General features: G+C 61.6%; 18 protein-coding genes. 5 read left to right on the top strand and 13 right to left on the bottom strand.

From position 1 onward, the window contains the following. The first annotated feature begins 98 nt into the window (after nt 1–98). The 3 genes from ppdK to AC0AII_RS00605 all read left to right on the top strand — a co-directional run bounded on the left by ppdK (nt 99) and on the right by AC0AII_RS00605 (nt 4,719). A complete protein-coding gene (gene ppdK / locus AC0AII_RS00615; RefSeq protein WP_490445744.1) occupies nt 99–2,747 on the top strand; it encodes a pyruvate, phosphate dikinase in 2,649 nt (882 codons plus the stop codon). Nucleotides 2,748–2,816: 69 nt separating this feature from the next. Further along, on the top strand, nt 2,817–3,680 hold the full coding sequence (locus tag AC0AII_RS00610) for a transketolase (protein ID WP_490445743.1): 864 nt from the start codon (nt 2,817–2,819) through the stop codon (nt 3,678–3,680). A 58-nt stretch (nt 3,681–3,738) separates the two neighbouring features. Then, a complete protein-coding gene (locus tag AC0AII_RS00605) occupies nt 3,739–4,719 on the top strand; it encodes a transketolase family protein (protein ID WP_101432932.1) in 981 nt (326 codons plus the stop codon). Between the two features lie 138 nt (nt 4,720–4,857). On the opposite strand, the gene rho is transcribed toward AC0AII_RS00605, so the two are convergent. Further along, nucleotides 4,858–6,723, bottom strand: a complete 1,866-nt coding sequence (gene rho, locus AC0AII_RS00600) for a transcription termination factor Rho (protein ID WP_490445742.1) — start codon at nt 6,721–6,723, stop codon at nt 4,858–4,860. Between the two features lie 222 nt (nt 6,724–6,945). On the opposite strand from rho, the gene AC0AII_RS00595 reads away from it, so the two are divergent. Beyond that, nucleotides 6,946–7,608, top strand: coding sequence for a TetR/AcrR family transcriptional regulator (locus tag AC0AII_RS00595; protein ID WP_490445741.1), 663 nt, complete (start codon nt 6,946–6,948; stop codon nt 7,606–7,608). Between the two features lie 61 nt (nt 7,609–7,669). On the opposite strand, the gene AC0AII_RS00590 is transcribed toward AC0AII_RS00595, so the two are convergent. The 11 genes from AC0AII_RS00590 to AC0AII_RS00540 all read right to left on the bottom strand — a co-directional run bounded on the left by AC0AII_RS00590 (nt 7,670) and on the right by AC0AII_RS00540 (nt 19,082). After that, nucleotides 7,670–9,259 carry an NAD(P)/FAD-dependent oxidoreductase gene (locus tag AC0AII_RS00590; RefSeq protein WP_490445740.1) on the bottom strand — a complete coding sequence of 530 codons (1,590 nt, stop codon included), beginning with the start codon at nt 9,257–9,259 and terminating at the stop codon, nt 7,670–7,672. Between the two features lie 138 nt (nt 9,260–9,397). Then, nucleotides 9,398–9,712 (bottom strand): DUF2469 domain-containing protein, encoded by a 315-nt coding sequence (locus AC0AII_RS00585; protein ID WP_015022511.1) that lies wholly within the window; start codon nt 9,710–9,712, stop codon nt 9,398–9,400. Beyond that, nucleotides 9,709–10,869: a GNAT family N-acetyltransferase gene (locus AC0AII_RS00580; protein ID WP_490446081.1), complete on the bottom strand. Its 1,161-nt coding sequence runs from the start codon at nt 10,867–10,869 to the stop codon at nt 9,709–9,711. The genes AC0AII_RS00585 and AC0AII_RS00580 overlap by 4 nt, the downstream gene beginning before the upstream one ends. A 131-nt stretch (nt 10,870–11,000) precedes the next feature. Further along, complete coding sequence (gene gatB / locus AC0AII_RS00575; protein WP_144084955.1) at nt 11,001–12,503, bottom strand: Asp-tRNA(Asn)/Glu-tRNA(Gln) amidotransferase subunit GatB; 1,503 nt, start codon at nt 12,501–12,503, stop codon at nt 11,001–11,003. A gap of 24 nt (nt 12,504–12,527) precedes the next feature. Then, on the bottom strand, nt 12,528–14,081 hold the full coding sequence (gene gatA / locus AC0AII_RS00570) for an Asp-tRNA(Asn)/Glu-tRNA(Gln) amidotransferase subunit GatA (RefSeq protein WP_144084954.1): 1,554 nt from the start codon (nt 14,079–14,081) through the stop codon (nt 12,528–12,530). Nucleotides 14,082–14,085: 4 nt separating this feature from the next. Then, nucleotides 14,086–14,382 (bottom strand): Asp-tRNA(Asn)/Glu-tRNA(Gln) amidotransferase subunit GatC, encoded by a 297-nt coding sequence (gene gatC, locus AC0AII_RS00565; RefSeq protein ID WP_015022515.1) that lies wholly within the window; start codon nt 14,380–14,382, stop codon nt 14,086–14,088. A 43-nt stretch (nt 14,383–14,425) separates the two neighbouring features. Beyond that, nucleotides 14,426–15,415 (bottom strand): ABC transporter permease subunit, encoded by a 990-nt coding sequence (locus AC0AII_RS00560; protein ID WP_490445739.1) that lies wholly within the window; start codon nt 15,413–15,415, stop codon nt 14,426–14,428. Further along, nucleotides 15,412–16,317, bottom strand: a complete 906-nt coding sequence (locus AC0AII_RS00555) for an ATP-binding cassette domain-containing protein (protein ID WP_490445738.1) — start codon at nt 16,315–16,317, stop codon at nt 15,412–15,414. The genes AC0AII_RS00560 and AC0AII_RS00555 overlap by 4 nt, the downstream gene beginning before the upstream one ends. Next, the gene (locus tag AC0AII_RS00550; RefSeq protein WP_490445737.1) at nt 16,314–17,018 is read right to left on the bottom strand and encodes a TrmH family RNA methyltransferase; all 705 of its coding nucleotides are present in this window, start codon (nt 17,016–17,018) and stop codon (nt 16,314–16,316) included. The genes AC0AII_RS00555 and AC0AII_RS00550 overlap by 4 nt, the downstream gene beginning before the upstream one ends. After that, nucleotides 17,015–17,692, bottom strand: coding sequence for a type I phosphoribosyltransferase (locus AC0AII_RS00545; RefSeq protein ID WP_232349472.1), 678 nt, complete (start codon nt 17,690–17,692; stop codon nt 17,015–17,017). Before AC0AII_RS00545 ends, AC0AII_RS00550 begins: the two co-directional genes overlap by 4 nt. Before the next feature lie 37 nt (nt 17,693–17,729). Further along, on the bottom strand, nt 17,730–19,082 hold the full coding sequence (locus tag AC0AII_RS00540) for a DNA recombination protein RmuC (RefSeq protein WP_198199579.1): 1,353 nt from the start codon (nt 19,080–19,082) through the stop codon (nt 17,730–17,732). A 176-nt stretch (nt 19,083–19,258) separates the two neighbouring features. On the opposite strand from AC0AII_RS00540, the gene AC0AII_RS00535 reads away from it, so the two are divergent. Further along, a complete protein-coding gene (locus tag AC0AII_RS00535) occupies nt 19,259–21,322 on the top strand; it encodes a P-type ATPase actuator domain-containing protein (protein WP_490445736.1) in 2,064 nt (687 codons plus the stop codon). 76 nt (nt 21,323–21,398) lie between these two features. On the opposite strand, the gene clpB is transcribed toward AC0AII_RS00535, so the two are convergent. Beyond that, the gene (gene clpB / locus AC0AII_RS00530) at nt 21,399–24,182 is read right to left on the bottom strand and encodes an ATP-dependent chaperone ClpB (protein ID WP_490445735.1); all 2,784 of its coding nucleotides are present in this window, start codon (nt 24,180–24,182) and stop codon (nt 21,399–21,401) included. Nucleotides 24,183–24,341 lie beyond the last annotated feature (159 nt).

Below are 24,341 nucleotides of genomic sequence, written 5' to 3'. Positions count from 1 at the left end.
CTTGAATCCGGCTGGAGGCTGACTACCTTTGCCAATGCCGAGAATGAACACGGCGCGTATTGTCTATCCAATGCCATCGATCCAATGAGGGAAATGCTATGCGTAACACTACAGAACGATTCGTATACAAACTGTCCGAAGGTGATGCCTCCATGCGTGACCTGCTGGGAGGCAAGGGAGCGGGTGTGGCCGAGATGACCAAACTGGGCATGCCTGTGCCCGAAGGTTTCACTATCACCACACAGGCCTGCAGAAGCTATCTATCCGGATCCAACGACATCACCCAGGAAATCCGCGAGCAGGTTCTGAGCAGTCTGTCTGATCTGGAGGAAGCCACCGGCAAACGACTCGGGGACAGCGATAATCCCCTATTGGTATCGGTCAGGTCAGGAGCCCGGGTCTCCATGCCCGGCATGATGGACACCATCCTCAACCTGGGGCTGAACCAGGAGGTGGTGCAGGCTCTGATCAGCAAGACCGGCAACCCCCGCTGGGCCTGGGACTCCTACCGCCGATTCATTCAGATGTACAGCAATGTGGTGATGGGCATGCCCGAGGAAGTCTTCGAACAGCGCCTCTCTGAGCGCAAGGCCGAGCGACAAGTCAGCAGCGACAACGACCTGGATGCCGAGGACATGGAATGGCTGGCCCACCGTTTTCTGGACGACTATAAGCAGCGGGAAGGCCACGAGTTCCCCACCAATCCCACCATCCAGCTCTTCGAATCCATCAAGGCAGTCTTCCGATCCTGGAACAACTCACGGGCTGTCTACTTCAGGCAGATCAACAATATCCCCGACGACCTGGGCACCGCTGTGACAGTGCAACGCATGGTCTTCGGCAACCTGTCGCAGGATTCCGGAACCGGGGTGGCTTTCTCCCGAAATCCGATTACCGGAGAGAAAGGCTTGTTCGGGGAGTATCTGATGAATGCCCAGGGCGAGGATGTCGTGGCGGGGATCCGCACCCCCGAGCCGCTCAGTACGCTTTCTGAGCGAAGCCCTGAGATTTACCAAACCTTTGTTAACATCGCCCATAAGCTTGAACTCCATTACCGGGATATGCAGGACATGGAGTTCACCATCGAAGAGGGCCGGCTCTACATGCTGCAGACGCGAAACGGCAAACGCGCTCCTCAAGCTGCCTTCCAAATAGCAAGCGACCTGGTCGATGAGGGCGTGCTCACCCAGGAGGATGCAGTAAGTTCAATAGACCCGCTGCAGGTCAGCGCGCTTCTGCACCCACGCTTCGACCCCGCAGCCTTGAAGACCGGCAAGGAGCTTGGAACCGGCCTGCCCGCCTCACCCGGAGCGGCCACGGGAAGGGTGGTGTTTTCAGCCGAGGCCGCACAGGCTTGGAGCAGGCGCGGCGAACAGGTGATCCTGGTCAGACGTGACACCACGCCTGAGGATATTGTGGGCATGCACCACGCAGAGGGAATTCTGACCTCCCGCGGGGGCATGACCAGCCGCGCCGCCGTGGTGGCCAGGGGGATCGGGCGCTGCTGCGTGTCGGGCCTGTCCAGCCTGGAATTCACGGATGATGGCGACTGTCGCCTGGCGGACCAGGACATCAAGGAAGGCGATTGGATTTCCCTGGATGGGGAAACCGGGAAGGTCTATGCCGGAAAATTGACCACACTCCCCTCCTGCGAAACCGGGCCCTTCGCACGCGTGATGTCATGGGCCGATCGTTTCCGTCGCATGGAGGTCAGGGCCAACGCGGACACGCCGGAGGACGCCCGGCGCTCACAGGAGCTGGGCGCTGAGGGAATTGGCCAGTGCCGCACCGAGCATATGTTCTTCCAGCCTGATCGCATTGAAGCCATCAGACGGATGATAGTGGCAGCAGACGAAGAAGAACGTCAGGAAGCCCTCAACGCCCTCCTGCCCATGCAGCGGGAAGACTTTACGGCCATGTATGAGGCCTTGGGCGGCAGGCCGATGACCGTCAGACTGATTGATCCTCCACTGCATGAGTTCCTGCCCAAGACCGCTCAGGCTGTCAAAGCCCTGGCAAAGGCTACCGGACATACGGCCGAGGAGATCAAAGACACCGCTGACGAACTGACTGAAGTCAACCCCATGCTGGGGCACCGCGGCTCACGCCTGGCAGTCACCTACCCCGCCATCGCCCGCATGCAGACCCGAGCCGTGGTGGAAGCCGCCATCCAGGTCAAGCGCCGACACCCTGACTGGTCCCTTGCTCCAGAGATCATGGTGCCTCTGGTCAGCGAGCCGGCGGAATTCGAATATGTCAAGCAAATCGTGGAGGAGACGGCAAACCGCGTCATCAAGGAATCCGGGCTTCCCATGTACTGCTCGGTCGGAACCATGATCGAGACCCCCAGGGCAGCACTGCTGGCCGGTGATATCGCAGCTGGCGCTGAATTCTTCTCTTTCGGCACCAACGACCTTACCCAGATGACCTTCGGACTGAGCCGGGACGATGCCGGCTCCTTCCTTCAGGACTATTACGACAAAGGGCTTCTGCAGGAAGACCCCTTCTCCCATCTGGACCAGGCGGGGGTCGGCAAGCTGATTGAGATGGCAGTGAAGTATGGCAAACGCACCCGTCCGAACCTGAAGGTCGGCATATGCGGCGAGCACGGCGGAGATCCGTCCTCCATCGAATTCTGCGAGCGTATTGGCCTGGACTATGTATCCTGTTCGACCTACCGGGTGCCGGTGGCAAGGCTGGCCGCAGCCCAGGCCAGTCTGGGCAGGCATGCGCCCGAGCGCAGATAAGAGAGCAATCAGGAAAACCAAACACCGCTGCAATGACGACCAATCTACAAGAACAGTAAGGAAATCAACATGAATGAAAGCACCGATGCGGACAAGGTCAGAGAACTCAAGCAGTTCGCTGGTCGAATCAGACAGGAGACAGTCAAGGAAATCTCGACCTTCGGGACCGGCCACGTCGGGGGATCCCTGTCAATAGCCGACCTCCTGGCCGTCTTATACGGACACGAGATGACAATCAAACCCGAGGATCCACAATGGGCCGACCGGGACTGGTTCGTCCTGTCCAAGGGGCACTGCGCCCCGGCCCTGTATGCCACACTCGCCCTGCGCGGATACTTCCCCATGGATTGGTTGAATACCCTTAACCGCAACGGGACCAACCTTCCCAGTCATGCCGACAGGCTCAAGGTTCCCGGGGTGGACGTAACCGCCGGGTCCCTGGGTCAGGGAGCCTCAGTAGCCGCTGGTATTGCTCTGGGTCTGAAAATGGATGGCCGGAGCAACAAGGTCTATCTGGTCATAGGGGACGGCGAGAGCCAGGAGGGGCAGATATGGGAGATGGCCCTCTTTGCAGCTCAGCATCGCCTGAGCAATCTAATCGCCTTCATGGACTATAACGGCCTGCAGCTGGACGGATACTGCAAGGACATCTGCTCCTTGGGAGACGCCGCAGCCAAATTCGAGGCTTTTGGATGGCAGGTCGTTGACGTTCCCGATGGCAATGACGTCCCTTCCATTCTTCAAGCCTTGGAGACAGTCGGCAGTAAGGATGGACAGGGCGACGGCCGACCTTCAATGATCGTGCTTCACACGGTCAAGGGCCTGGGATGGTCCGAGATTGCCGGAACTCCAAAGAGCCATTCAACATCGATCAACGAGCAGGAGCGCGACCAGGCCTTGGCTGAAATCCAAGCAATGATGGATGCAGCCTGAGGGTGAAATCCATGCACGCAAGCTCAATTGCACAAGGACAGGTGAAGAGGAAACAGGGATGATAGAGCATACTTTGGAAAACGAGAAACAGGAAATGCGACAGGCCTTCTGCCAATGCCTCCTCAATCTGGCGGCCGACGAGGAGCGCTTGGTCTTGCTGGATGCTGATTTGATGAGTGCCATGGGCACCAAGCCCTTCCAGGAAGCCTACCCAGAACGGACGGTGGACTGCGGCATCCAGGAAGCCAACATGATCGGCACTGCAGTAGGGCTCTCCCTGACCGGCAAAATACCCTTCGCACACACCTTCGCTTCCTTCATGAGCCGGAGAGCCATGGACCAGATCTTCATTTCTGGCGCCTACAGCAAGGCCAATGTCAAACTCATTGGCTCCGACCCGGGTATTACGGCCAAGACCAACGGCGGCACCCACATGTCCTTCGAGGATATGGGGATCATGAGGGGCATCCCCTCAATGACCGTTCTGGAAGCCACCGACATCACCATGCTGAAGTGGATGATAGGTTGGATGGCTCAAAACTACGGCATGCAATACATGCGGCTGGTACGCAAGCAGTGCGTCAAGGTCTATCGGGAGGGAACTTCCTTCCAAATAGGAAAAGCTGTGCAGGTCATGAACCAGTTCGATGCACAAGTGACCATCATCGCCAGCGGCGTCTGCGTGGCTGAATCCATCAAAGCCGCCCGCACTCTCAGCGATGAAGGCATAGCCGTCCGCATCCTTGATATGTTCACCTGGAAGCCGCTGGACAATCAGGCTGTGATCGACGCAGCCAAACAGACCGGGGCCATCGTGACCGCCGAGAACCACAATGTCAACACTGGCCTGGGCGCTGCCGTCAGCGAAGCAGTTGCAGGTAGCTGTCCGGTTCCTATGGAATTCATTGGTGTACACGATCGATTCGGCCAGGTCGGCGACCAGGACTACTTGGCCCAGCAGTATGGAATGACCGCAAAAGACATAGTAGAAGCCGTAAGGAAAGTCGTCGATAGAAAACGCCTATATCTTAACCGCTGATCTCTGATGTGTCATCGGGGCACAAAACAGGGGCAGGGTATCGCATTGCCGACACCCTGCCCCTATTAATCTGTGACTTAGCGCGAACTGTAGGCTACAACCCTGGACCGGGTTGCGCGCATGTTCGCCTGCTCAGTCCTACTTCTGAGCCAGCATGGACTGGTTGATAGCCGACAGGAAGTCCCGGTTGGTGGCCGTCTTCTTCAGCCTGGGTACCAGAGTCTGGTAGGCCTGCTCGGTCTCCATGCCGCCCAGGAGGCGACGCAGCCGGTAGACCACAGCCAGCTCCTCGGGCGCAGTGATCAGCTCCTCGCGCCGGGTGCCGGAGGCGTTGATGTCAATAGCTGGGAACATGCGCTTATCGGCCAGGTCCCTGGTCAGCCTCAGCTCCATGTTGCCGGTGCCCTTGAACTCCTCGAAGATGACCTCGTCCATCTTGGACCCGGTCTCCACCAGGGCCGAGGAAATGATGGTCAGGGAGCCACCGTTTTCGATGTTGCGGGCGGCGCCAAAGAAGCGCTTGGGCGGATAGAGGGCCTGAGCATCCACGCCGCCGGAGAGGATGCGGCCGGAGGCGGGAGCCGAGATGTTGTAGGCGCGGGCCAGACGGGTCATGGAATCCAGCAGGACCACCACATCCTGCCCCAGCTCCACCAGACGCTTGGCCCGTTCGATGGCCAGCTCGGCTACGGTGGTGTGATCGCTGGCCGGACGGTCGAAGGTGGAGGAGATGACCTCGCCCTGGACCGTGCGCTCCATGTCGGTGACCTCCTCGGGCCGCTCATCCACCAGGACCACCATCAGATGCACCTCGGGATTGTTGGCGGTGATGGAGTTGGCGATGGACTGCAGGGTCAGGGTCTTGCCAGCCTTGGGAGGCGAAACGATCAGACCGCGCTGACCCTTGCCGATGGGGGCGACGATGTCGATCAGACGACCGGTGATGTTCTTGGGCTGGGTCTCCATCCGCATGCGCTCCTGCGGGTAGAGGGGGGTCAGCTTGTTGAAGTGAGGTCGCCCTGCTGCATCCTCCACGCTCATGCCGTTGATGGTGTCGATAGCCTGCAGGGGAACGAACTTCTGCCGCTGATTGCGATGCTCACCCTCGCGAGGGGGACGGATGGAACCGTGCACGGCATCGCCCTTGCGCAGGCCGTACTTTTTGACCTGACCCATGGAAATGTAAACGTCGTTGGGGCCAGGCAGGTAGCCGGAGGTGCGCACGAAGGCGTAGGAGTCCAGCACATCCACAATGCCGGCCACGGGGACCAGATCCTCGGGCTTGAAGTTCTCCCTGGGCTCATAGTCACGATCCCGGCCGCTGCTGCGATGGTTGTTGCGGTTGCGGCGGTCGTTGCGATCGTTGCGGTCATTGCGATCGCCCCGGTTTCGGCGATCATAGCCGTTGTGGCGGTAGTCGCGCCCATCCTCGCCACGATCCTCATAGCTGCGCCGACGAGGGCGGTCGTTCCGTGAGGGCAGTGCTGCCAGAATATCGTCCAAATTACGCACTGAACCGGAGCCGGAGCCTTCGCGCTCCTCACCATGCTCACGCTCGCTCCGGCCACGGTTGGTGCGGGAGCCCCGGGACGAATCCGTGCTGCGGTGACGCCGCCGGGATATGACCACGTTCTCCTCGTCGGCCACAGTATGAGGGAAGCGGTTCCTGCGCTCGGTATGGCCGCTCTTATGATCGTCAATGCCCAAAACATCGAAGAGGTCTCCGACAGGACGATCATCCTTGGATTCCTTGGTCTCCGTGGATTCCTGTCCGCCCTCCGCAGAGGACTTCGCCTCCTGCTTTGTCGGCTGCTGCTGTTCGTCGGCCTGGCCCCCCTTGGCCACGGCGGCCGCGGCCTTGGGCTTGCCCACGGTTACTCCCTCAGGGGCCTTGCCGCCCGAGCGTGCCGCCTCGATCGTCTCGATCAGGACAGGCTTGCGCATGCCGGAAATACCGCGCAACCCCAACTGCCTGGCCAATTCCTTGAGTTCGGGCAGCTTCATGGAATGAATATCTTGGCTCGTTGCCACTGTTGTAATGCCTTTCCTTCGCTATGCCTAATTAGGCTAGGCAAATAGCTTGAGAATAGTGCGGGGGTACCGCTCATGAAAATTCGATGCCGACTCGGCTTATCGAACTTCCATAAGCCTACAACGAGTGCCCGACCGGTGCAAGGAACAGCCTGCGTGTCCAACAATTCATGGATAAGCCTCTAGACTGGGCATATGAATGACCGATCATCTCTGCGTGAGCAACGGCGGAGCGAATTCGTAACCACCGCCATGCGGGTCTTCGACCGGAAAGGTGCTGCAAACACCTCCCTGCGCGATGTAATCCACGCCATGAACCACGGCAAGGGCGTGGGCATGAGCGTTTTCTATTACTATTTCACATCCAAGGACGACCTGATAGATGCCTGCGTGCGCACCTATCTGGCCTCCTACGTGGATCATGTGGTTGATATTCTGCAGAACCCTGATCTGAGCGTTCAAGAGGCGTTGGACGACATCTGCCCGCATCTGATACGGGCCATTTGGAAGATGGATGTCATCTTCGCAGACAAGGCCAACTGGTACAGCTACCTGAGCACCAACAGCAACGTGATGGAGGGCTTCGTCAGGCAGATCATCGACCCTTTGACCAAGGCTCTGGACCGCTGGCTGGATCGGGGCGACCTGCCGCAGACCCAGCTGATCCAAACAGCCAGCACCCGCACTGTAGCCTGGCTGATGGCCGACGGGCTCTCGTCCATCGTCAGCAATGGCAGAGGAGCCGCCGGCCACCCGCAGATCAGAGAGGTGGTCCGTCAACGTGTCCGCGAGAGCGTGGCCTTTTTCTCGCAGCTGCTGGGCCTGCCACTGAAGCCCCCGGCCATCGCCCTGTCATAAAATGACCAAGCCCCCGACCCTGCAGTCGGAGGCTTGAAGGAAAACGAAGACTGAGGTTTGCTTACTTCTCCTCGTGGTAGGACTTCTCGGTGTTGACATTCCAGACATTGGTCTTGTCAGTACGCCCCGATTTGATGTTGGCCACAGCTTCCATGGATGTGGCCATGGAGTGATCCTGGTTGTTGTAGTGATGCTGCCCGTTGCGGCCCACGCAGTAGAGGTTGCCGAAGGAATCCAGCCATTGGACCAGCTCCGGCATCTGAGCGTAGGTATCGAAGTAGGCCGGGTAGGCCTTGACCACCCGCTCCCGGTGCGAGTCCAGCACGTCGGTAGGGCCGTTGATGATGCCCATCCGGGTCAGCTCCTTGATGGCGAAGTCAGTGGTCTCCTGATCGCTCATGCTCCAGAAGTCATCGCCCTCCTTGCAGAAGTACTCCAGGCCGATCCAGACAGTGCCGTCCACATTCTTGACCATGTAGGGGCTCCAGTTGTTGAAGATCTGGATGCGGCCCATCTTGTAGCCGGGATCCTGCACATAGATCCAGCAGTCGGGAACGATGGGCGGATCGCCCAGGGTCTTGATGGAGGTGGTATTGCGAATGCGCAGGTGGCGGACCAGCAGGCCAACAGTCACGAAGTCGCGGTAGGGCAGGCCCTGAGCCACCCTGACCATTTCCTTGTCGGTGGAGGGCTCCTCGTGGGCGATGGCCTCCACCAGGTCCTTGATGGGCATGGAGGAGATGATCTGATCAGCTTGCAGGGTCACTTCCTTGCCATCAGCGTTGCGATAGATCACACCGGTCATGTGGCCCTCGCTCTGTGTCAGTCCGATCACACGGGCATCGGTGATCACATGAACCCCGTGCTCCACGTTGCGACGCTCCACGGTCTCCCAGAGCTGGCCCGGGCCCAGCTTGGGGTACCAGAACTCCTCGATCAGGCTGGTCTCGACCTGATGGGCGTCGCGCTTCTTGGGCAGCAGCTTTTGGAAGGCGTTCTTGAGCACGCCCATGATGCTGAGCCCCTTGACCCGCTGGGCACCCCAGTCTGCGCTGATCTCACGGGGGTGGCGGCCCCAAAGCTTTTCGGTGTAGCCCTCGAAGAACATGGAGTAGAGCTTGCGACCGAAGCGGTTGATGTAGAAGTTCTCCAGGTTGTCCTCAGGCAGCTTGTGGACGACGGACTTCAGATAGCTGAACCCGGCCTGCATGGTCAGCTTGAAGCCCATGGCCTTGAGAGTGTTGAGTGTCAAGGAGATGGGATAGTCGAAGAAGTGGTGGTTCCAGTAAATCCTGGAGACGCGATGACGCTTGAGCATGACCCGGTCGGTCTTTTCCGGGTCGGGGCCACCGGGCTCCAGGTCGTGGTGGCGGCCAAGTTTTTTATCGTCATAGGATGGCGCGCCCTGCAGGGGCAGGACCTCCTTCCACCAGTCCATGATCCGGTCATCCTTGGAGAAGAACCGGTGGCCGCCGATGTCCATACGGTTGCCGTTGTGCCGGACTGTGCGGGAAATACCGCCAAAGGCATCGGTGGCCTCCAGCACAGTGACGTCATAGCGCTCGTCGCCGCCGTCCTTGACCAGTTCCCATGCCGCTGTCAAGCCGGCGGGCCCTCCGCCGATGACGATCACGGACTGTTTGCGCTCCATGCCAACCTCCTGAAAACCATATAAAATCATCACCACTGTACCCGGATCGTCCCCAGTCAGAGACTGCCGAAGGACTTCCCACACGAATTCCCGCCATTGCGTGGAACAAACGTGATGATGCTCGCCCTTGCGCGATGCCTAACCCAACGAATCGGGGATATCGATGTCTGTCTTCTGCACTTCCTCCACATTGACATCCTTGAAGGTGACGATGCGGACGTTCTTGACGAACCGGCTGGACCGGTAGACATCCCAGACCCAGGCATCGGTCAAACGGACGTCGAAGTAAACGTCCTGACCAGCGGACCGGACGTTGAAGTCCACCTTGTTGGCCAGGTAGAACCGCCGCTCGGTCTCGACTACGTAGGTGAACAGCTTGATCACGTCCCGGTACTCGCGGTACAAGGCCAGTTCGGCGTTGGTCTCGTAGTTGTCGAGATCCTCAGCACTCATCGACTACCTCCATTCGCGCGATCACGGCCATGGCCAAGCGTACGCCACCAGGCGCGTTTGGATCGTTTGGCCTCAGCCGACCCATAGGCCCAGTCCGAGGCCGTGTGCTCCTCGTCGGACTGCTCGGCAACGGATTCTTCGGAACCGGACCCCTCCCCCGTATCTTCAGCGTCCTTCTGAACAGGGACCGCCTTCCCATCATTCCTGCTATCGGGTCCTGCATGGCCTTGAGCAGATTGCGCTGAATGCGGGCCACCCTTCGGCGTCAGATGGGTCCGATCACCTGATGCCTGCGAATCCTGAGCTGCCGGAGTGGACTCCTCGGACCCGCTTATGCCGCCATCCTCATCCGCAGCGTATCCGTGTGCAACAAGGGCTTCGGCCACGCCAGGATTTTCACGGATGACATGCATGCCGAAGGCATTCAAAGAACGGATGGGATCATACTCGTCGACCAAGGCGTCCATGACGATCTGATCCTGATACTTGCCGTTCTCGGCGTCCCAGAGCGCATCACGGGAGGTGCCCGAAATCATGAATCCCAAGGACTGATAGACGGAGATGGAGCGTGTGTTTTTCTCTGGCACAGCCACCCAGATCCGGTGCAGGCCCAGACCCGTAGGAGCAGCCGCGTACCCGTAGGTCATGATTCTGGGCATGGCGTCGCGGGAGTACCCGCGCCCGCGGAAATGCCTGCCCAGGACCACCTGGATCCTGGCTGAACGCGACCAGCCGTCCACGTCGATCAGGAAGATCATGCCGATGACTCCCTTGGTGGCATCGGCATCGGGCGAGCCGTCCTGGTCGGTGTCCGCATCAGTGACCATGGCCCAGGCCAGGGTGCGACGGGACTCGGGGTCGCCCACGCCTGAATCACGGGCGGCCAGGCCCTTGGACCAGGCCACCGACCGACGCACCCAAGCGTTGACGACGGCTCGTTCGGCGCTTGGTCCCTTACCGGTGATGCCCGTGGAATTATAGAAGGCCTCCAGCTGATCCATTGCCGTCAGATCGGCGATAACCGCCGGACGCAGGTGCAACATCTCGCCCCGGATATAGGGGATCTCGATCCGGTCGGGCAGCTGTCGGCTCGCCACGTCGTCAGGTCTTTCAGCTTGCGTCTGCGGTCGGTTATTGTCCCTGCCGCTCATAGACATCACGTCACCTCCATGGTCGCCACCTTGCGATGGCAATCAATTGTAATCCCTCGCCCCTGGGAAAACCATGAGAAGCCGGGCAGGTCCGCCGGTCTGAACCCGATGGAATCAGGTCGGCGGACCGGGCCTGATCAGGACTTAGCGATGCGCTCCATGACGATCTTGCTGACTGCCTTGGCATCGGCCTGACCTTTGGTGGCCCGCATGACCGCTCCGATAATAGCGCCCATGGGCTTCATATTGCCGCCCTTGAGCTTGGCCACGATGTCCGGGTTGTCCTTGAGGGCCTGATCGACGGCTGCGTCCAGAGCCCCGTCATCCGAAACCACCTGGTACCCGTGCTTCTTGACAACTTCGGCGGGTTTGCCTTCTCCTGCCAACACGCCGGAGACGGTCTGCTTGGCCAGCTTGTCGTTGAGCTTGCCGTCAGCAATCAGCTGCTCCACATCGGCGACATCCTGAGCCGAGATGGGCAGTTCCTGCAGGCTGACCCCACGGGTGTTGGCCTCGCGGGAGATCTCGCCCAGCCACCACTTGCGGGCTCCGGCAGCCGTGGCGCCGGCCTTGACCGTGTCCTCGATCAGATCCACGGCGTCGGCGTTGACTGCGTCCTGCATCTGACGGTCGGTGAAGTCCCACTCCTTCTTGAGACGGGCGCGGCGCTCACGCGGCATCTCAGGCATCTGGGCCTTGAGCTCCTCGATATGGTCCTTGGTCACATGGACCATGACCAGGTCAGGGTCAGGGAAGTACCGGTAATCGTTGGCATCGGTCTTGACCCGGCCGCCGGCAGTGGTCTGCGTGGACTCATCCCAGTGGCGGGTCTCCTGCAGCACCTCCCCGCCGGACTCCAGCAGGGCGGCCTGACGGCGGATCTCGTAGGTCAGCGTCTTCTCGATGCCCTTGAAAGTGTTGACATTCTTGGTCTCCGACCGAGTTCCCAGAGGGGCGTCCGGCCCGGCGTGCAGGGAAACGTTGACATCAGCGCGCATGTTGCCCTGCTCCATCCGGGCGTGGGAGATGCCCAGGGCCCGGACAATGTCTCTGATGGCCCTCACGTAGGCCCCGGCCACCTCGGGGGTACGTGCCCCGGCGCCCTCGATGGGCTTGGTCACGATCTCGACCAGGGGGACACCGGCACGGTTGTAGTCCACCAGGGAGTGGTCGGCGCCTTCGATGCGGCCGTCTGCCCCGCCTACGTGGGTGTTCTTGCCGGCATCATCCTCCACATGGGCCCGCTCGATGGGCACACGGAAAATGCTCCCGTCGTCCAGCTCCACGTCCAGGTAGCCCTCGCCATTCAGAGGCTTGTCATACTGGGAGATCTGATAGTCGCGGGGCATGTCCGGGTAGAAGTAGTTCTTCCGGGCGAACTGGCTCCACTCGTTGACCTTGCAGTGCAGGGCCAGGCCAAGCTTGACCGCATAGTCGATGGCGGTCTTGTTGACTACGGGCAGGCTGCCAGGCAGACCCAGGGAGACCGGGGTCAGCTGGGTGTTGGGCTCGCCGCCGAACTCGATATGGGCCGGGCAGAAGAGCTTGGTGTTGGTGCAGAGCTCGACATGGACCTCCAGGCCGAACACCGGGTCGTACTTGGCCACGGCATCGGCGTACTTCATCAGTTTTTCAGCCATTATGATTCCGTTTCCTTCCGATGCCTACTTGGTCGAATCCTGAGCCAGGCCATCCAGCCAGGGGGTGGACAGCTTCTTGGAGATGGGCCCGCCCCACTGCTCCTCCAGGGCTGCCTCAAGAGCGGCGGCAGGCCGGTACATGACCTCGTCGCGCATCTGGGGGGCGAAGAACTGGAAGCCGACAGGCAATCCGTCGTCGCTGAGCCCGGCAGGAATCGACATGGCTGGAGTGCCAGCCAGGTTGGCCGGGATGGTGGCCACGTCGTTCAGATACATGGCCAACGGGTCGTCCATCTTCTCGCCAAAGCGGAAGGCCGTGGTCGGCGACGTGGGCGAGACCAGGACATCGGCCTGTTCGAAGGCTTTCTCAAAGTCGCGGATGACCAGGGTGCGGACCTTCTGGGCCGAACCGTACCAAGCGTCGTAGTAGCCGGCGGACAGGGCATAGATGCCCAGGATGATCCTGCGCTTGACCTCGTCGCCGAACCCGGCTTCACGGGTGGCAGCCATCATGTTGGCAGCCGTCTGGGGGACGCCCTCGGGGGGCATGACACGCAGGCCGTAGCGCATGCCGTCGTAACGGGCCAGGTTGGAGGAGACCTCGGAGGGCATGATGATGTAGTAGGCGGCCAGCGCGTAGGGGAAGTGCGGGCAGGAGACCTGGACAACCTCGGCACCCATGGACTCTAGCAACGAAACGGCCTCATTGAAGCGGGCCTCGACGCCGGGCTGGTAGCCCTCGCCGCCCAGCTCCTTGACCAGACCCACCTTGAGGCCCTTCAGATCGCGCTTCTGGCCCTGACGAGCGGCCTGGGCCAGAGGGGGAACCGGCTTGGGAATGGAGGTGGAGTCCCGGCGGTCATAGCCGCCGATGACCTCCTGCAGCAGGGCCGCATCCAGCACTGACCGGGAAACCGGGCCAATCTGATCCAGGGAAGAGGCCATGGCGATGGCCCCGAACCTGGAGACGCCGCCGTAGGTGGGTTTGACGCCTACGGTGCCGGTCAGGGATCCGGGCTGGCGAATGGATCCACCGGTGTCGGTGCCCAAGGCCAGCGGAGCCTCAAAGGCACCGACAGCCGAGGCCGAGCCGCCGCCTGAACCGCCTGGAACCCGCTCGGTGTCCCAGGGGTTGTGTGTGGTTTTGAAGGCTGAGTGTTCAGTGGAGGATCCCTGAGCGAACTCGTCCAAGTTGGTCTTGCCCAGAATGGGCATCCCTGCAGCCTTGAGCTTCTTGATGACGGTGGCATCGTAAGGCGGCACCCATCCCTCAAGGATCTTGGATGCGGCCGTAGTGGGGATGCCCTCGGTGACGATCATGTCCTTGATGGCAATGGGCACGCCGGCCAGTTCCGGCAGCCCCTCGGCGCCTTCATGAGCCAGACGCTGATCGAAGGCGTCGGCCTGCTCCAGGGCCTGATCGGCGCTGACCTGCAGGAATGCATCAATGCTGGGTTCGGCGGCCTCGATCACATCCAGATGGGCCTGAACCAGTTCACGGCTGGAGACCTGCCCAGATCGCAGCTGCGCGGCCATATCGGAGGCGGAATGCTTGACCAATTCTTCCTGTGCGCTCATCGTCTCACTCCTCACCCAGAATGCGCGGGGCCACAAACATGCCCGACTCGGTGACCGGGGCCCCCGAAAGGGCAGCCTCCTGGGTCAGCGGCTCTTCAGCCTCATCGGGGCGCAGGTAGGCTTCCAGAGGAATGGGATTGGCAGTGGGCGGCACATCATCGCCGGCCACCTCCTGGACCTTGGTGATGGAATCGGCGATCACATTGAGCTCGCCCTTGAGGCGGTCGGCCTCCTGATCCGTCAAGGCGATTCGGGCCAGATCGCCCAAGTGCTTGATCTCTTCACGTGTAAAAGTTGGCATACCACTTATCATATGGGTGCTCTATGACACGCAGAAGACAGGGTCAAACGATGTCTGCACGCCGGAAGACCAGGGTTCCCAGAGCACAGCACAGGGCTGTCCAGACCGTCAGAATCAGGCCCGCCTGCCACCAGGTCGGCCACCATCCGATGCCTGCTTCTGGCGCCCAGCCCAGACCTGAGAGGAAGGTGCCCAGCAGACTGGCGGGGGTCAGCCTGAAGAGGGTCTGCAGCCAGCCGGCATGAGGGATTAAACCCCGCAGAAGGTACAGAATCAGCGGCAGGACCACAGTCAGCCCCAAGAACAAGCCGATCCCGCCGGCCTTGGATCGACTCAAGGCTCCCAGACCCAGGCCCATCAAGGCAAAAAGGACCAGCAGGAGCGGGCCGCCCAGCAGATCAATCAGCGCAAGCCCAGGCTGGTAGGCGGGCAAGGCGCCGGATTTGCCTGGCAGAAGCAGGGTTGCCAGGATCCAGCTGATCAGCAGGCCCACCTGTGCCGCCAACCAAGTCAGCAATGTCAAGGCAAGACCCTTGGCCATCAGGACCATGCCTCGACGAGGGTTGGCCATCAGCGTGCTCTCAATGGTGTCGCCAGAAAACTCGCGTGTAAGGACCAGAACCCCCAGAATGCCCGCCACGATCATGGCCGGAAACAGGCCGGAAGCAACGGCCAGCCAGAAAACGTCACCGGAGGCAGACGCGAGGTGGGCTGGGAAGTCATCGATCTGCCGGTCCAGGCCAGCCAAGATCCGGGTCGCACAAGCCATCAGGCCGGTGCTCAACGGCTGCAGCAGCATGACGATCAGCAGCAGGGCCCATGTCGAGCGCAGGGACAGCATCTTGCGCAGCTCCCCTCGGATCGCCCCGGAAAGAGTCAGCTGACCGGATGGACGACGCGAATCCAGGAAGGACAGCCCCGAGGTCCGACGCAACCGGGTAAAGGCGGAACCATGCCGTGGAGTTGCGTAATCAGGTTCTGCGGCTACCTCCCGGCGACTCTGACGGGCTCGGCGACCGTTGTCGGCACTCATGACCGCGCATCCCTTTCGCCGTGAATGACGCCCTTGTAGGCCTGTTCCAGGGAAACTTTCTCCTGCTGAAACTCGTAGAGCACCACACCCTCCTGGGCAAGAATCGAGGCTGTGGAAGCCAGGGGCGCACCCTGGATGCGGAAGCGGGCGGCATCGGGAGGACAGTGCTTGTCCGGGGGCAGACGGGTGATGCTGATTCCGGCAGCCGTGGCCAGGGCGGCCTTTAATTGGTCAGGCTGTGGCGTCACCGCATAAATGGAGTCACGGGAGTGCTCGCCGATGAACTGGGCCACGGTCGTTCTCTCTAGGATCCGTCCTTTGGCGATGATGACCAGATCGTCAGCGATTTGAGCTACCTCGTCAATCTTACGGGAGCTTAGGAGGACTGCCCGGTCCTGTGAGGCAAGACTGCGCCAGATGCCCCTCATCCGCTCGGTTCCCTCCGAATCCAGAACCAGATTGTGGGGGTCGCCCAGAAGGGCTGCAGCCAGGGCCAGCCGCTGACTCATCCCCAGAGAAAGGGAGCCCATCGGCCTGTCGGCGACCGATTGCAGGCCGACCATCTCCAGTACCTGGTCCACCCGACGGTGATCAATGCTGTTGACCGCGGCCAAGGCCAACAGGTGGTCCCTGGCCTTGCAGGCAGAATGGGCCTCGCTTGGATTCAATACTGCCCCCGCCGTCCGCATGGGCGATGAGAGCCGGACGAAGGGATGGCCATCGAACAGGGCCCTGCCTGCATCAGGGCGAACCAGCCCCAGAGCGATGCGCAGAGCAGTCGACTTACCAGCACCTTTGGGCCCCACAAGCCCAGTCACCCGACCGTCCCTGGCCGTGAAGGAGACACGGTTCAGTACCTTGTGGGAGCCGTAGCGCTTGGTCAGCGAGTCGATGACGATCATGGACCTGCCACCTCCGCATGCTGACAGATCCAGGAGTGCATGGCTACGGCAGCCGCAGCCCCGGCGTTGATGGAGCGCACCGATCCGAACTGGGAGATGTAAACTACATCGTCCGCCAACTCCAAGGCCTTCTCGGACAGCCCTGGCCCCTCAGCGCCGAACATAAGCAGGCAGCGACGGGGAAAGCGGTAGGTCTCCATGGGTACGGCCCCGGGGACGTTGTCGATGGCAATCATACGGGGCATGGACTCCCCCTGCCTGGCTGTTTCTTCTCGCAGGGCGGTCGCCATGGTCGCTATGTCGGGGTCGTGGACCACGTGCTGGTAGAGCTCGGTCATCAGCGAGCCCTTGCGGTTCCATTTGTGAGGTCCGACGATATGGACGCGGCTGGCGGCGAAGGCATTGGCTGTGCGGACCATGGAGCCGATATTGAAGTCGTGGGTCCAGTTCTCCACAGCCACCTCAAACTCATGACGACCCCGGCGATCCAGGTCATCCCGGATGGCCTCGACCTTCCAGTAGCGGTATCGGTCCAGGACGTTGCGGCGATCCCCCTGATCCAGCAATGCGCGGTCATAGCGCGGGTCCGTCGGCATGGGCTGCTCAGGATGCTCTTCCTGCCAGGGGCCGACCCCCACCTGCCGGAAGACCGGCTCATCTGAGGCCATGGCCGCTTGGGTCACTGGATCAGGCTCCCTCATGATCGCTCCGGGGAATCGTCGGCCGCACCGACGAATTGATCCTCCTGGTAGGCACAGATGAAAGGCAGCCGTTGCCGGGATCCGTCCACCGGATCGACCACCTGAATGCTGCCGCCTGTCCGGCCGCCCACCAGCGAAGCGATGGCCAGCGTCTTCGCGCCCTGGCGCTGGATGATCCCGCAGTCAAGATTGAGCTCGTTGTTCTTGCCCAAGGTGACCAGGGATGAAGTCTGCACGTAGGATTTTCTGCCCAGCCAAGCATCCAGCAGGATGACACGCCTGCCCTCGATGGACGGGCCTTTGATGGAGGGGTAGACGAAGTCCATGACGAAGGCGTCCAAATCCTGCCCGCGCGAGGCCGCTGCATGAAGCATGGCATCAGCCAGTGGCACAGCAGCAGCGGTAAGCGCCCCGACCGCATCGAAGTCGTCGACCGAATATCCTGCATCTTCCAGGGTGTCCAGAAGAACATGCCCGGCCAGTTCGGCCCCGCGGTGGTGAAAGGTGACCCCGCTGAGCTCGGTGAAGGGACGCCCGCCGATCTCCTGGGCAAGGAGCGCACGGAGCTGGTCGACAGGCTCAGGCAGGTTTGTTCCGGATTCGCGCCCAATCAGATCCGGCGACCCAGTGGGCCTGAAGGATGAACCCTCTTGTCTCTTCGTTGCCTCGTTCATGCTTATCAGATTAGCGCCGGAGGCCCCTAAGCGATACTCACTGCCCTTGGTCGGAAAGAACCTCCGGAGCCGTCAGCTCTCTGATGTTGCCCTTGTCCGAATCGATCATATCGACCGAATCGATGACCTTGGCAGGATCCATCTGCTGCAGCTTGCGGGCGGTGACCAGAACCCGCGACTCCAAGGAGGAGGCGAACTTGTTGTAGGCAGTCACCGTGGCAGTGATGGAGCGCCCCAGTTTGTTGGCCCGATCGCCCAGAACCACAAAGCGGTCATAGAGCTCGTGGGTGAGCGTGAAGAGGGTGCGGGCGTCCTCGGACAGGTTCTGCTGCTGCCAGGCGTAGGCCACCGACTTGAGCACAGCCCAGAGGGTCACCGGCGAGGTCAGGGCCACCTTCTGCGCAAAGGCATCGTCCATCAGGGTGGGGTCCACCTCCAGGGCGGCCTGCAGAAGGGAGTCGTTGGGGATGAAGGCCACCACGAAGTCCGGGGCCGTTTCGAAGGCGTTCCAGTACTCCTTGTCGGCCAGGGCCTTGACATGCTCGCGCAGGGCCCGGGCATGCGCCTTGAGCAGTTCGTCCCGGCGGTGCAGCTCGTCATCCGAAGCGGTGTCGGGGATCTCGCAGGCCCGCTGGTAGTCGGAATAGGGGGCCTTAGCATCAATGGGGATGGTCTTGCCGCCAGGCAGGTGAACCACCATGTCAGGACGCAGGACACGTCCATCCGAGGCGGTGACCACTACCTGGGTGTCGAAATCCACATGTTCCAAGAGCCCCGCCGACTCGACGATATTCCTGAGCTGAGCCTCGCCCCAAGCGCCACGCACCTTGTTGTTGCGCAGGGCCGAAGCCAGAGAGCTGGTCTCCTTGTCCAGTCTCCCCTGCTGCTCACCCAGACTCTTCAGCTGCTGTCCCAGGGAGCCCATCTCCTGTTTGCGGCCCTCCTCGATTTGGGCCACCTTGTGCTGGAGGGCATCCAGGTTCTTCTGTACCGGAGCCAAGGCCGAGAGCACCTTGCTCTCCTCCTCCAGATTCTGAGCCTGCCTGCGCCGTTTCTCCTCCTCCTGAGCCTGGGCACGGCGACGCTCCTGCTCGATTCTGATCTGCTCGGCCTGCTGGGCCTGGGCTAGCTGGGATTTGACAAAGGAGAGCTCGCGGTTCAGGCCATCCACCTTGGTCCGCGCCTCCACCAAGGCCGCCTCGGATCCATGGAGCCGGTCCTGGGCTTGATCCAGCTGCGAGCGCAGCTCATCCACCTGGCTATCAGACCCCATGCCGACGGCCCTGCGGCCCTGGGTACGACCCAGCGCATACCCGGCCAACCCCCCCAGGACCATACCGATCAGCAGGAGAAGCACCACCATGACCACTGATGACGTAGAATCGAACATATGTTCTAGTAAACCCCCAACGCTGGACCCCAAGGCCGTGCCGGCCCGGCAGGCTGTCGACGGTAGTTCGAAAATTCGTTTTTTCCGCAAGGAATCGGCCTTGAAACCAGTGCCAGGCCCCGACGACGGGCAAAATAGGAAATATCAAGGGGTTGGAGCAAGACCGAAGGAGATCCGTGGGTATCGATATCTTCCTGGCGATAGCCGATCTGGTCGTGGCCTGTGCGGTCACCTGGCTGATCATCTGGTACTTCCTTATGCCGTCGGCTCATGTCCATGGCCAGGATGCAGGCACGGGCTCCCCAGCCAACCGTGCTTGGCGCGATCCCGAGGATTGGGGCAGGTGGGGGGCCGATCTGGACTCCCGCGGTCATCGTCTGATCAGGCCGACCATCGTCAGCGCCCTGCTCACCGCGCCCGTCCTGGTTCTGGATCTGTTCGATCGTTTCGGCCCCGATTTGCTACCCTCTTGGCTGACCAGCCCCTGGGTGCAGGCTATTCTGATAACCCCAGTCTTCTTCTACTGCGGCCGTGGAATACTCACGGACGGCTGGAAGGCCATGACCGAGCACCGCTGCAGCCCCGACCTCCTGGCCATGCTGGCCACAAGCCTGGCCTACCTGTATAGCCTGATCACCTGCCTGGCCGGATCCCAGCTGCCGGAGGGCTCCCGATCCCCCTACTTCGATCTGATCGGCGTGGTCATCACCCTTCTCTTGCTGGCTCGGGTCATCGGCACCAGAATGGAAGCCTCCCTGGTGGCCTCCTTGAACCACCTGACGGAGATACGGCCAGCCTCAGGCCTGGTAGCCGATCCTGAGCATCCGCAATCCGTCCCCGCCCAGATCCTTGCACGTGACCGGATCCGCCCAGGCGATCTGCTCCTGGTACGCACAGGTGAGCGGCCCGCTGCTGACGGAGTTGTGGAATCAGGGTCGGCCCTGGTGGACGACAGCGAGCTGACAGGCGGTGACAGACCCCGGCCATGCGGACCCGGCGACCGGATCCTGGCCTCCAGCAAGATTCTGGAGGGCCGACTGTCCATCCGCGTTGATGCCGTCGGCGACAACACCTACGCAGCCAGACTCGCGAAGATCATCCCCCAGGCCCTGGTCGAGCGATCCTCGGACATGCGCAGGATGGATCGGATCGTCCACACAGCCATCGCCATGATCATGATCCTGGCAGTCTGGGCCTTCATGCTCTGGCTCATGCTGGGTCCGCAGCCCCACCTGGCCCACGCTGTAGGCAATGCCGTCTGCGTACTGACCATCGCCTGCCCTGCCGTCGCAGCCATGACCATCCCCATGGCCTTCCGAACCAGCCTGGAGACGGGCCTGGCCCACGGCCTGCTCTTCACCTCGCCACGAGCCATGAACCGCCTGGGCCGGGTGCGGACCCTGATTCTGGACGACTCCTCTCTGCTGGATCCCGATGACTCGGAGGGCCAAGGAGTGCATACGGAATCCCTGACCCGAACCGCCACCCATCTACGCGCCCTGCGGGTAAGCAGCCTGATCCTGGACGGGAGCCGCCAGCCGGACGACAGGATCGAGCGTGCAGCCCGTCAGGCAGGCGTGGATATGTTGATCACCCAGTTGACCCCCGAGCGCAAACGCGAGTGCATGGATAGGCTCAACCACGACCTGACCCGGACCAGCAGGGGCGGACCGGCGGATCGGACTGGACAAAACGCCACCTCCACCCGGGAACAGGGCCGAACCAGACTAGTGGCTTTGGCAGCTGCGACAAGCGCTGATCATGAGCTGACAGACAAGGCCCGAGTAAGCATCGCTCTGGGTCCCCAGCTTCAGGCAGATGCGGACGGTACAGACCCGATGCAACCGGATCTCATCCTGCACCAGGGCGATCTGGACGGAACCGGCAGGGCCATAGAACTGAGCCGGGCCACAACCCAGGTCATCAGGCAGAACCTGACCTGGTCCACTGTCTACAACATCATCGCCCTGGTCGTTGCCACCGGAATTTGCCAACCTTTCCTTGGTTGGATGCTCAACCCCATGATCGCGGCAGTGACAGGGGCCCTGTCCACCATTCTGGCCATGCTCAACGTTCGTCGTCTACACCGGCTGCGGCACCTGCGCCGCCGCTGGCTGCACCTCGCCCTGATCGACACGGACCAACTTCCGACGGTCGCAGCACGGCGCCCCCAGGTCATCGTCGACAGCCAGTGGGAATCCATGCAAGAGGGCCAGGATCCGGCGGCCGCCATGGACTGAATCCATAGAGCACACTAGGCGATATACCAAAAGGGTCGGCACCGGGGATAATCCCGGGTGCCGACCCTAATTGATCTCAGTGAGACTGGGCCTGATCCTGATCGTCGCCACGAGCGGCATGACGGCCACGGCCACCATCGCGTCCGCCATCGCCGGCATCAGCATCGGCATCGCCATCAGCCGTCACATCGTCGACCGTGACCGAGTCGTCCACCAGATTCTCGGTGGGCCAGGCAGTCAGCTCCAGGTGGTCGCCACCGGTCTGGTCCACCAGAACCGTGTCGCCGTCGTGGACCTTGCCAGCCAGCAGCATCCTGGCCAGCTGATCGCCCACCTCAGTCTGCACCAGCCGACGCAAGGGACGAGCGCCGAAGGCCGGGTCGTAGCCCATGTTGGCCAGCCACTCCCTAGCAGAGTCGGTGACATCAAGGGTGATGCGCCGGTCGGTCAGCCGCTGGGCCACCTGCTTGACCTGGATGTTCACAATGGAACCCAGCTCGTCGCGGGTCAGCGGATGGAAGATGACCAGATCGTCCAGCCGGTTGATGAACTCAGGCTTGAAGTTGGCGTGCACGGCATCCATGACCGCCTTGCGCTTGCCCTCCTCGTCCAGGTCGTCCCGGACCAGGAACTGCGAGCCCAGGTTGGAGGTCATGATCAGGATGGTGTTCTTGAAGTCCACCGTCCTGCCCTGGCCATCGGTCAGCCTGCCGTCGTCCAGAACCTGCAGGAGCAGGTCGAAGACCTCGGGGTTGGCCTTCTCCACCTCGTCGAAGAGGACCACCGAGTAGGGCCGCCGACGTACGGCCTCGGTCAGCTGGCCGCCCTCCTCATAGCCCACGTAGCCGGGGGCAGCGCCGATCAGACGAGAGACCGAGGCCTTCTCCATGTACTCTGACATATCGATGCGGACCATGGCCTTCTCGTCGTCGAAGAGGAAGTCGGCCAGGGCCTTGGCCAGCTCTGTCTTGCCTACTCCAGTGGGGCCCAGGAACATGAAGGATCCGGTAGGCCTGTCAGGGTCGGCGATGCCGGCACGCGAGCGCCGGACCGCGTCGGATACTGCATGAATGGCCTCCTGCTGGCCGACCACCCGCTTGCCCAGGTAGTCCTCCATATGCAGGAGCTTCTCGTTCTCGCCCTCCATGAGCCGTCCCACAGGGATGCCGGTCCAGTCAGAGACGATCTCCGCCACGGAATCCGCATCAACGTGGTCGGGAACCATGGGCTCCTGGGCCGGCCCCCCGGCGATGTCAGCCCCATCGGGACCAGCATCATTGGCGGTATTCTTGGCCTGCTCGGCGGCGTTCTCCGCCTGGGCCAGCTGCTTGCGAATGCCAGGGATCTCCCCGTAGAGGATGCGGGAGGCCTTCTCCAGATCACCCTCGCGGGTGGCCTTGTCGGCCTCGACCCTCTTGGCATCCAGCTGGGCGCGCAGGTCGCCGACCTTGTTATGACCGGCCTTCTCGTTCTCCCAACGGGCCTTGAGACCACCCAGCTTCTCACGGGAGTCCGCCAGTTCAGCCTGCAGCTTGCTCAGGCGGTCCTTGGAGGCCGGGTCATCGGCCTTCTTCAGCTGCATCTCCTCCATCTCCAGACGGGTGACGCGGCGTTGAAGCTCGTCAATCTCCTCAGGTTGGGAATCCAGCTCCATCCGCAAGTGGGCAGCGGCCTCGTCAACGAGATCGATGGCCTTGTCCGGCAGCTGACGACCAGAGATGTACCGGTTGGACAGCGTAGCTGCCGCGACCAGGGCATCATCCCCGATGGTCACCTTGTGGTGGGCCTCGTAACGCTGCTTGAGACCACGCAGGATGGCCACGGTGTCCTCCACGGAGGGCTCACCCACGAAGACCTGCTGGAAGCGGCGCTCCAGAGCCGGGTCCTTCTCGATGTTCTCACGGTACTCGTCCAGGGTGGTGGCGCCGATCAGGCGCAGTTCACCCCTGGCCAGCATGGGCTTGAGCATGTTGCCTGCGTCCATGGATCCTTCGGCCGCACCAGCCCCGACGATGGTGTGGATCTCATCGATGAAGGTGATGACCTGACCGTTGGCGCTCTTGATCTCGTTGAGGACGGCCTTGAGGCGCTCCTCGAATTCGCCCCGGTACTTGCTGCCAGCCACCATGGAACTCAGATCAAGGGAAATCAGCCTCTTACCCTGCAGGGTGGTAGGTACGTCACCGGCCACGATGCGCTCGGCCAGACCCTCGACCACAGCGGTCTTGCCCACACCGGGCTCGCCGATGAGGACCGGGTTGTTCTTGGTCCGCCGGGACAGGATCTGCATGACACGACGAATCTCCTGATCCCTGCCGATGACCGGGTCCAGCTTGCCCTCCTTGGCCTGGGCAGTCAGATCGGTGGAGTACTTCTCCAGGGCCTTGTAGGTGCCCTCGGCATCCGGGCTGGTCACCTTGGCGCCGCCGCGCACCTGGGGCACGGCCTTGCGCAGGGTATCGGCCTGCAGACCGTTCCGATTCAGAATATCGGCGGCCTGCGAGGGACCCTGGGCTATGGCGATGAGCAGGTGCTCGGTGGAGACGTACTCATCCCCCATGGCCTGCATTTCCTTCTCGGCCTGGGCCAGGGCCATACTGAGCTGACGGCTGGCATCGGGCTGGGAGGCCGTGGATCCGCTGGCCGACGGCAGAGCCACCAGGGCCTGACGGACCTCGGCTCCGACTCGTTGGCTGTCGCCACCGGCCGCCTGGATCAGTCCAGGCACCACCCCGGACTGCTGACGCAGCAGCGAATCCAACAGATGGAGCACATCCACCTGGGGGTTGCCAGCCGCCGAAGCCGACTGGATAGCATCGCCGATGGCCTGCTGAGCCATGGTGGTGAAGTTTTCGTTCATAGAGCATCCTCCAACATTCTTCGGCGGGGCTAGCCGAATCACTCGACCGGGCCCCGTCACGGGTTCATCTGTCTTCTACAACAGCGAAATGAGGATACCTATTCCCAAACTTGAGCCTAAACGACTCAAGTTTTTACCTTGCGTGTTTTACTGTTTTTG

The organism is Bifidobacterium sp. VU/mBH4 (B4) (genome assembly GCF_058199535.1).
This window is presented reverse-complemented; position numbering and strand designations above follow the sequence as displayed.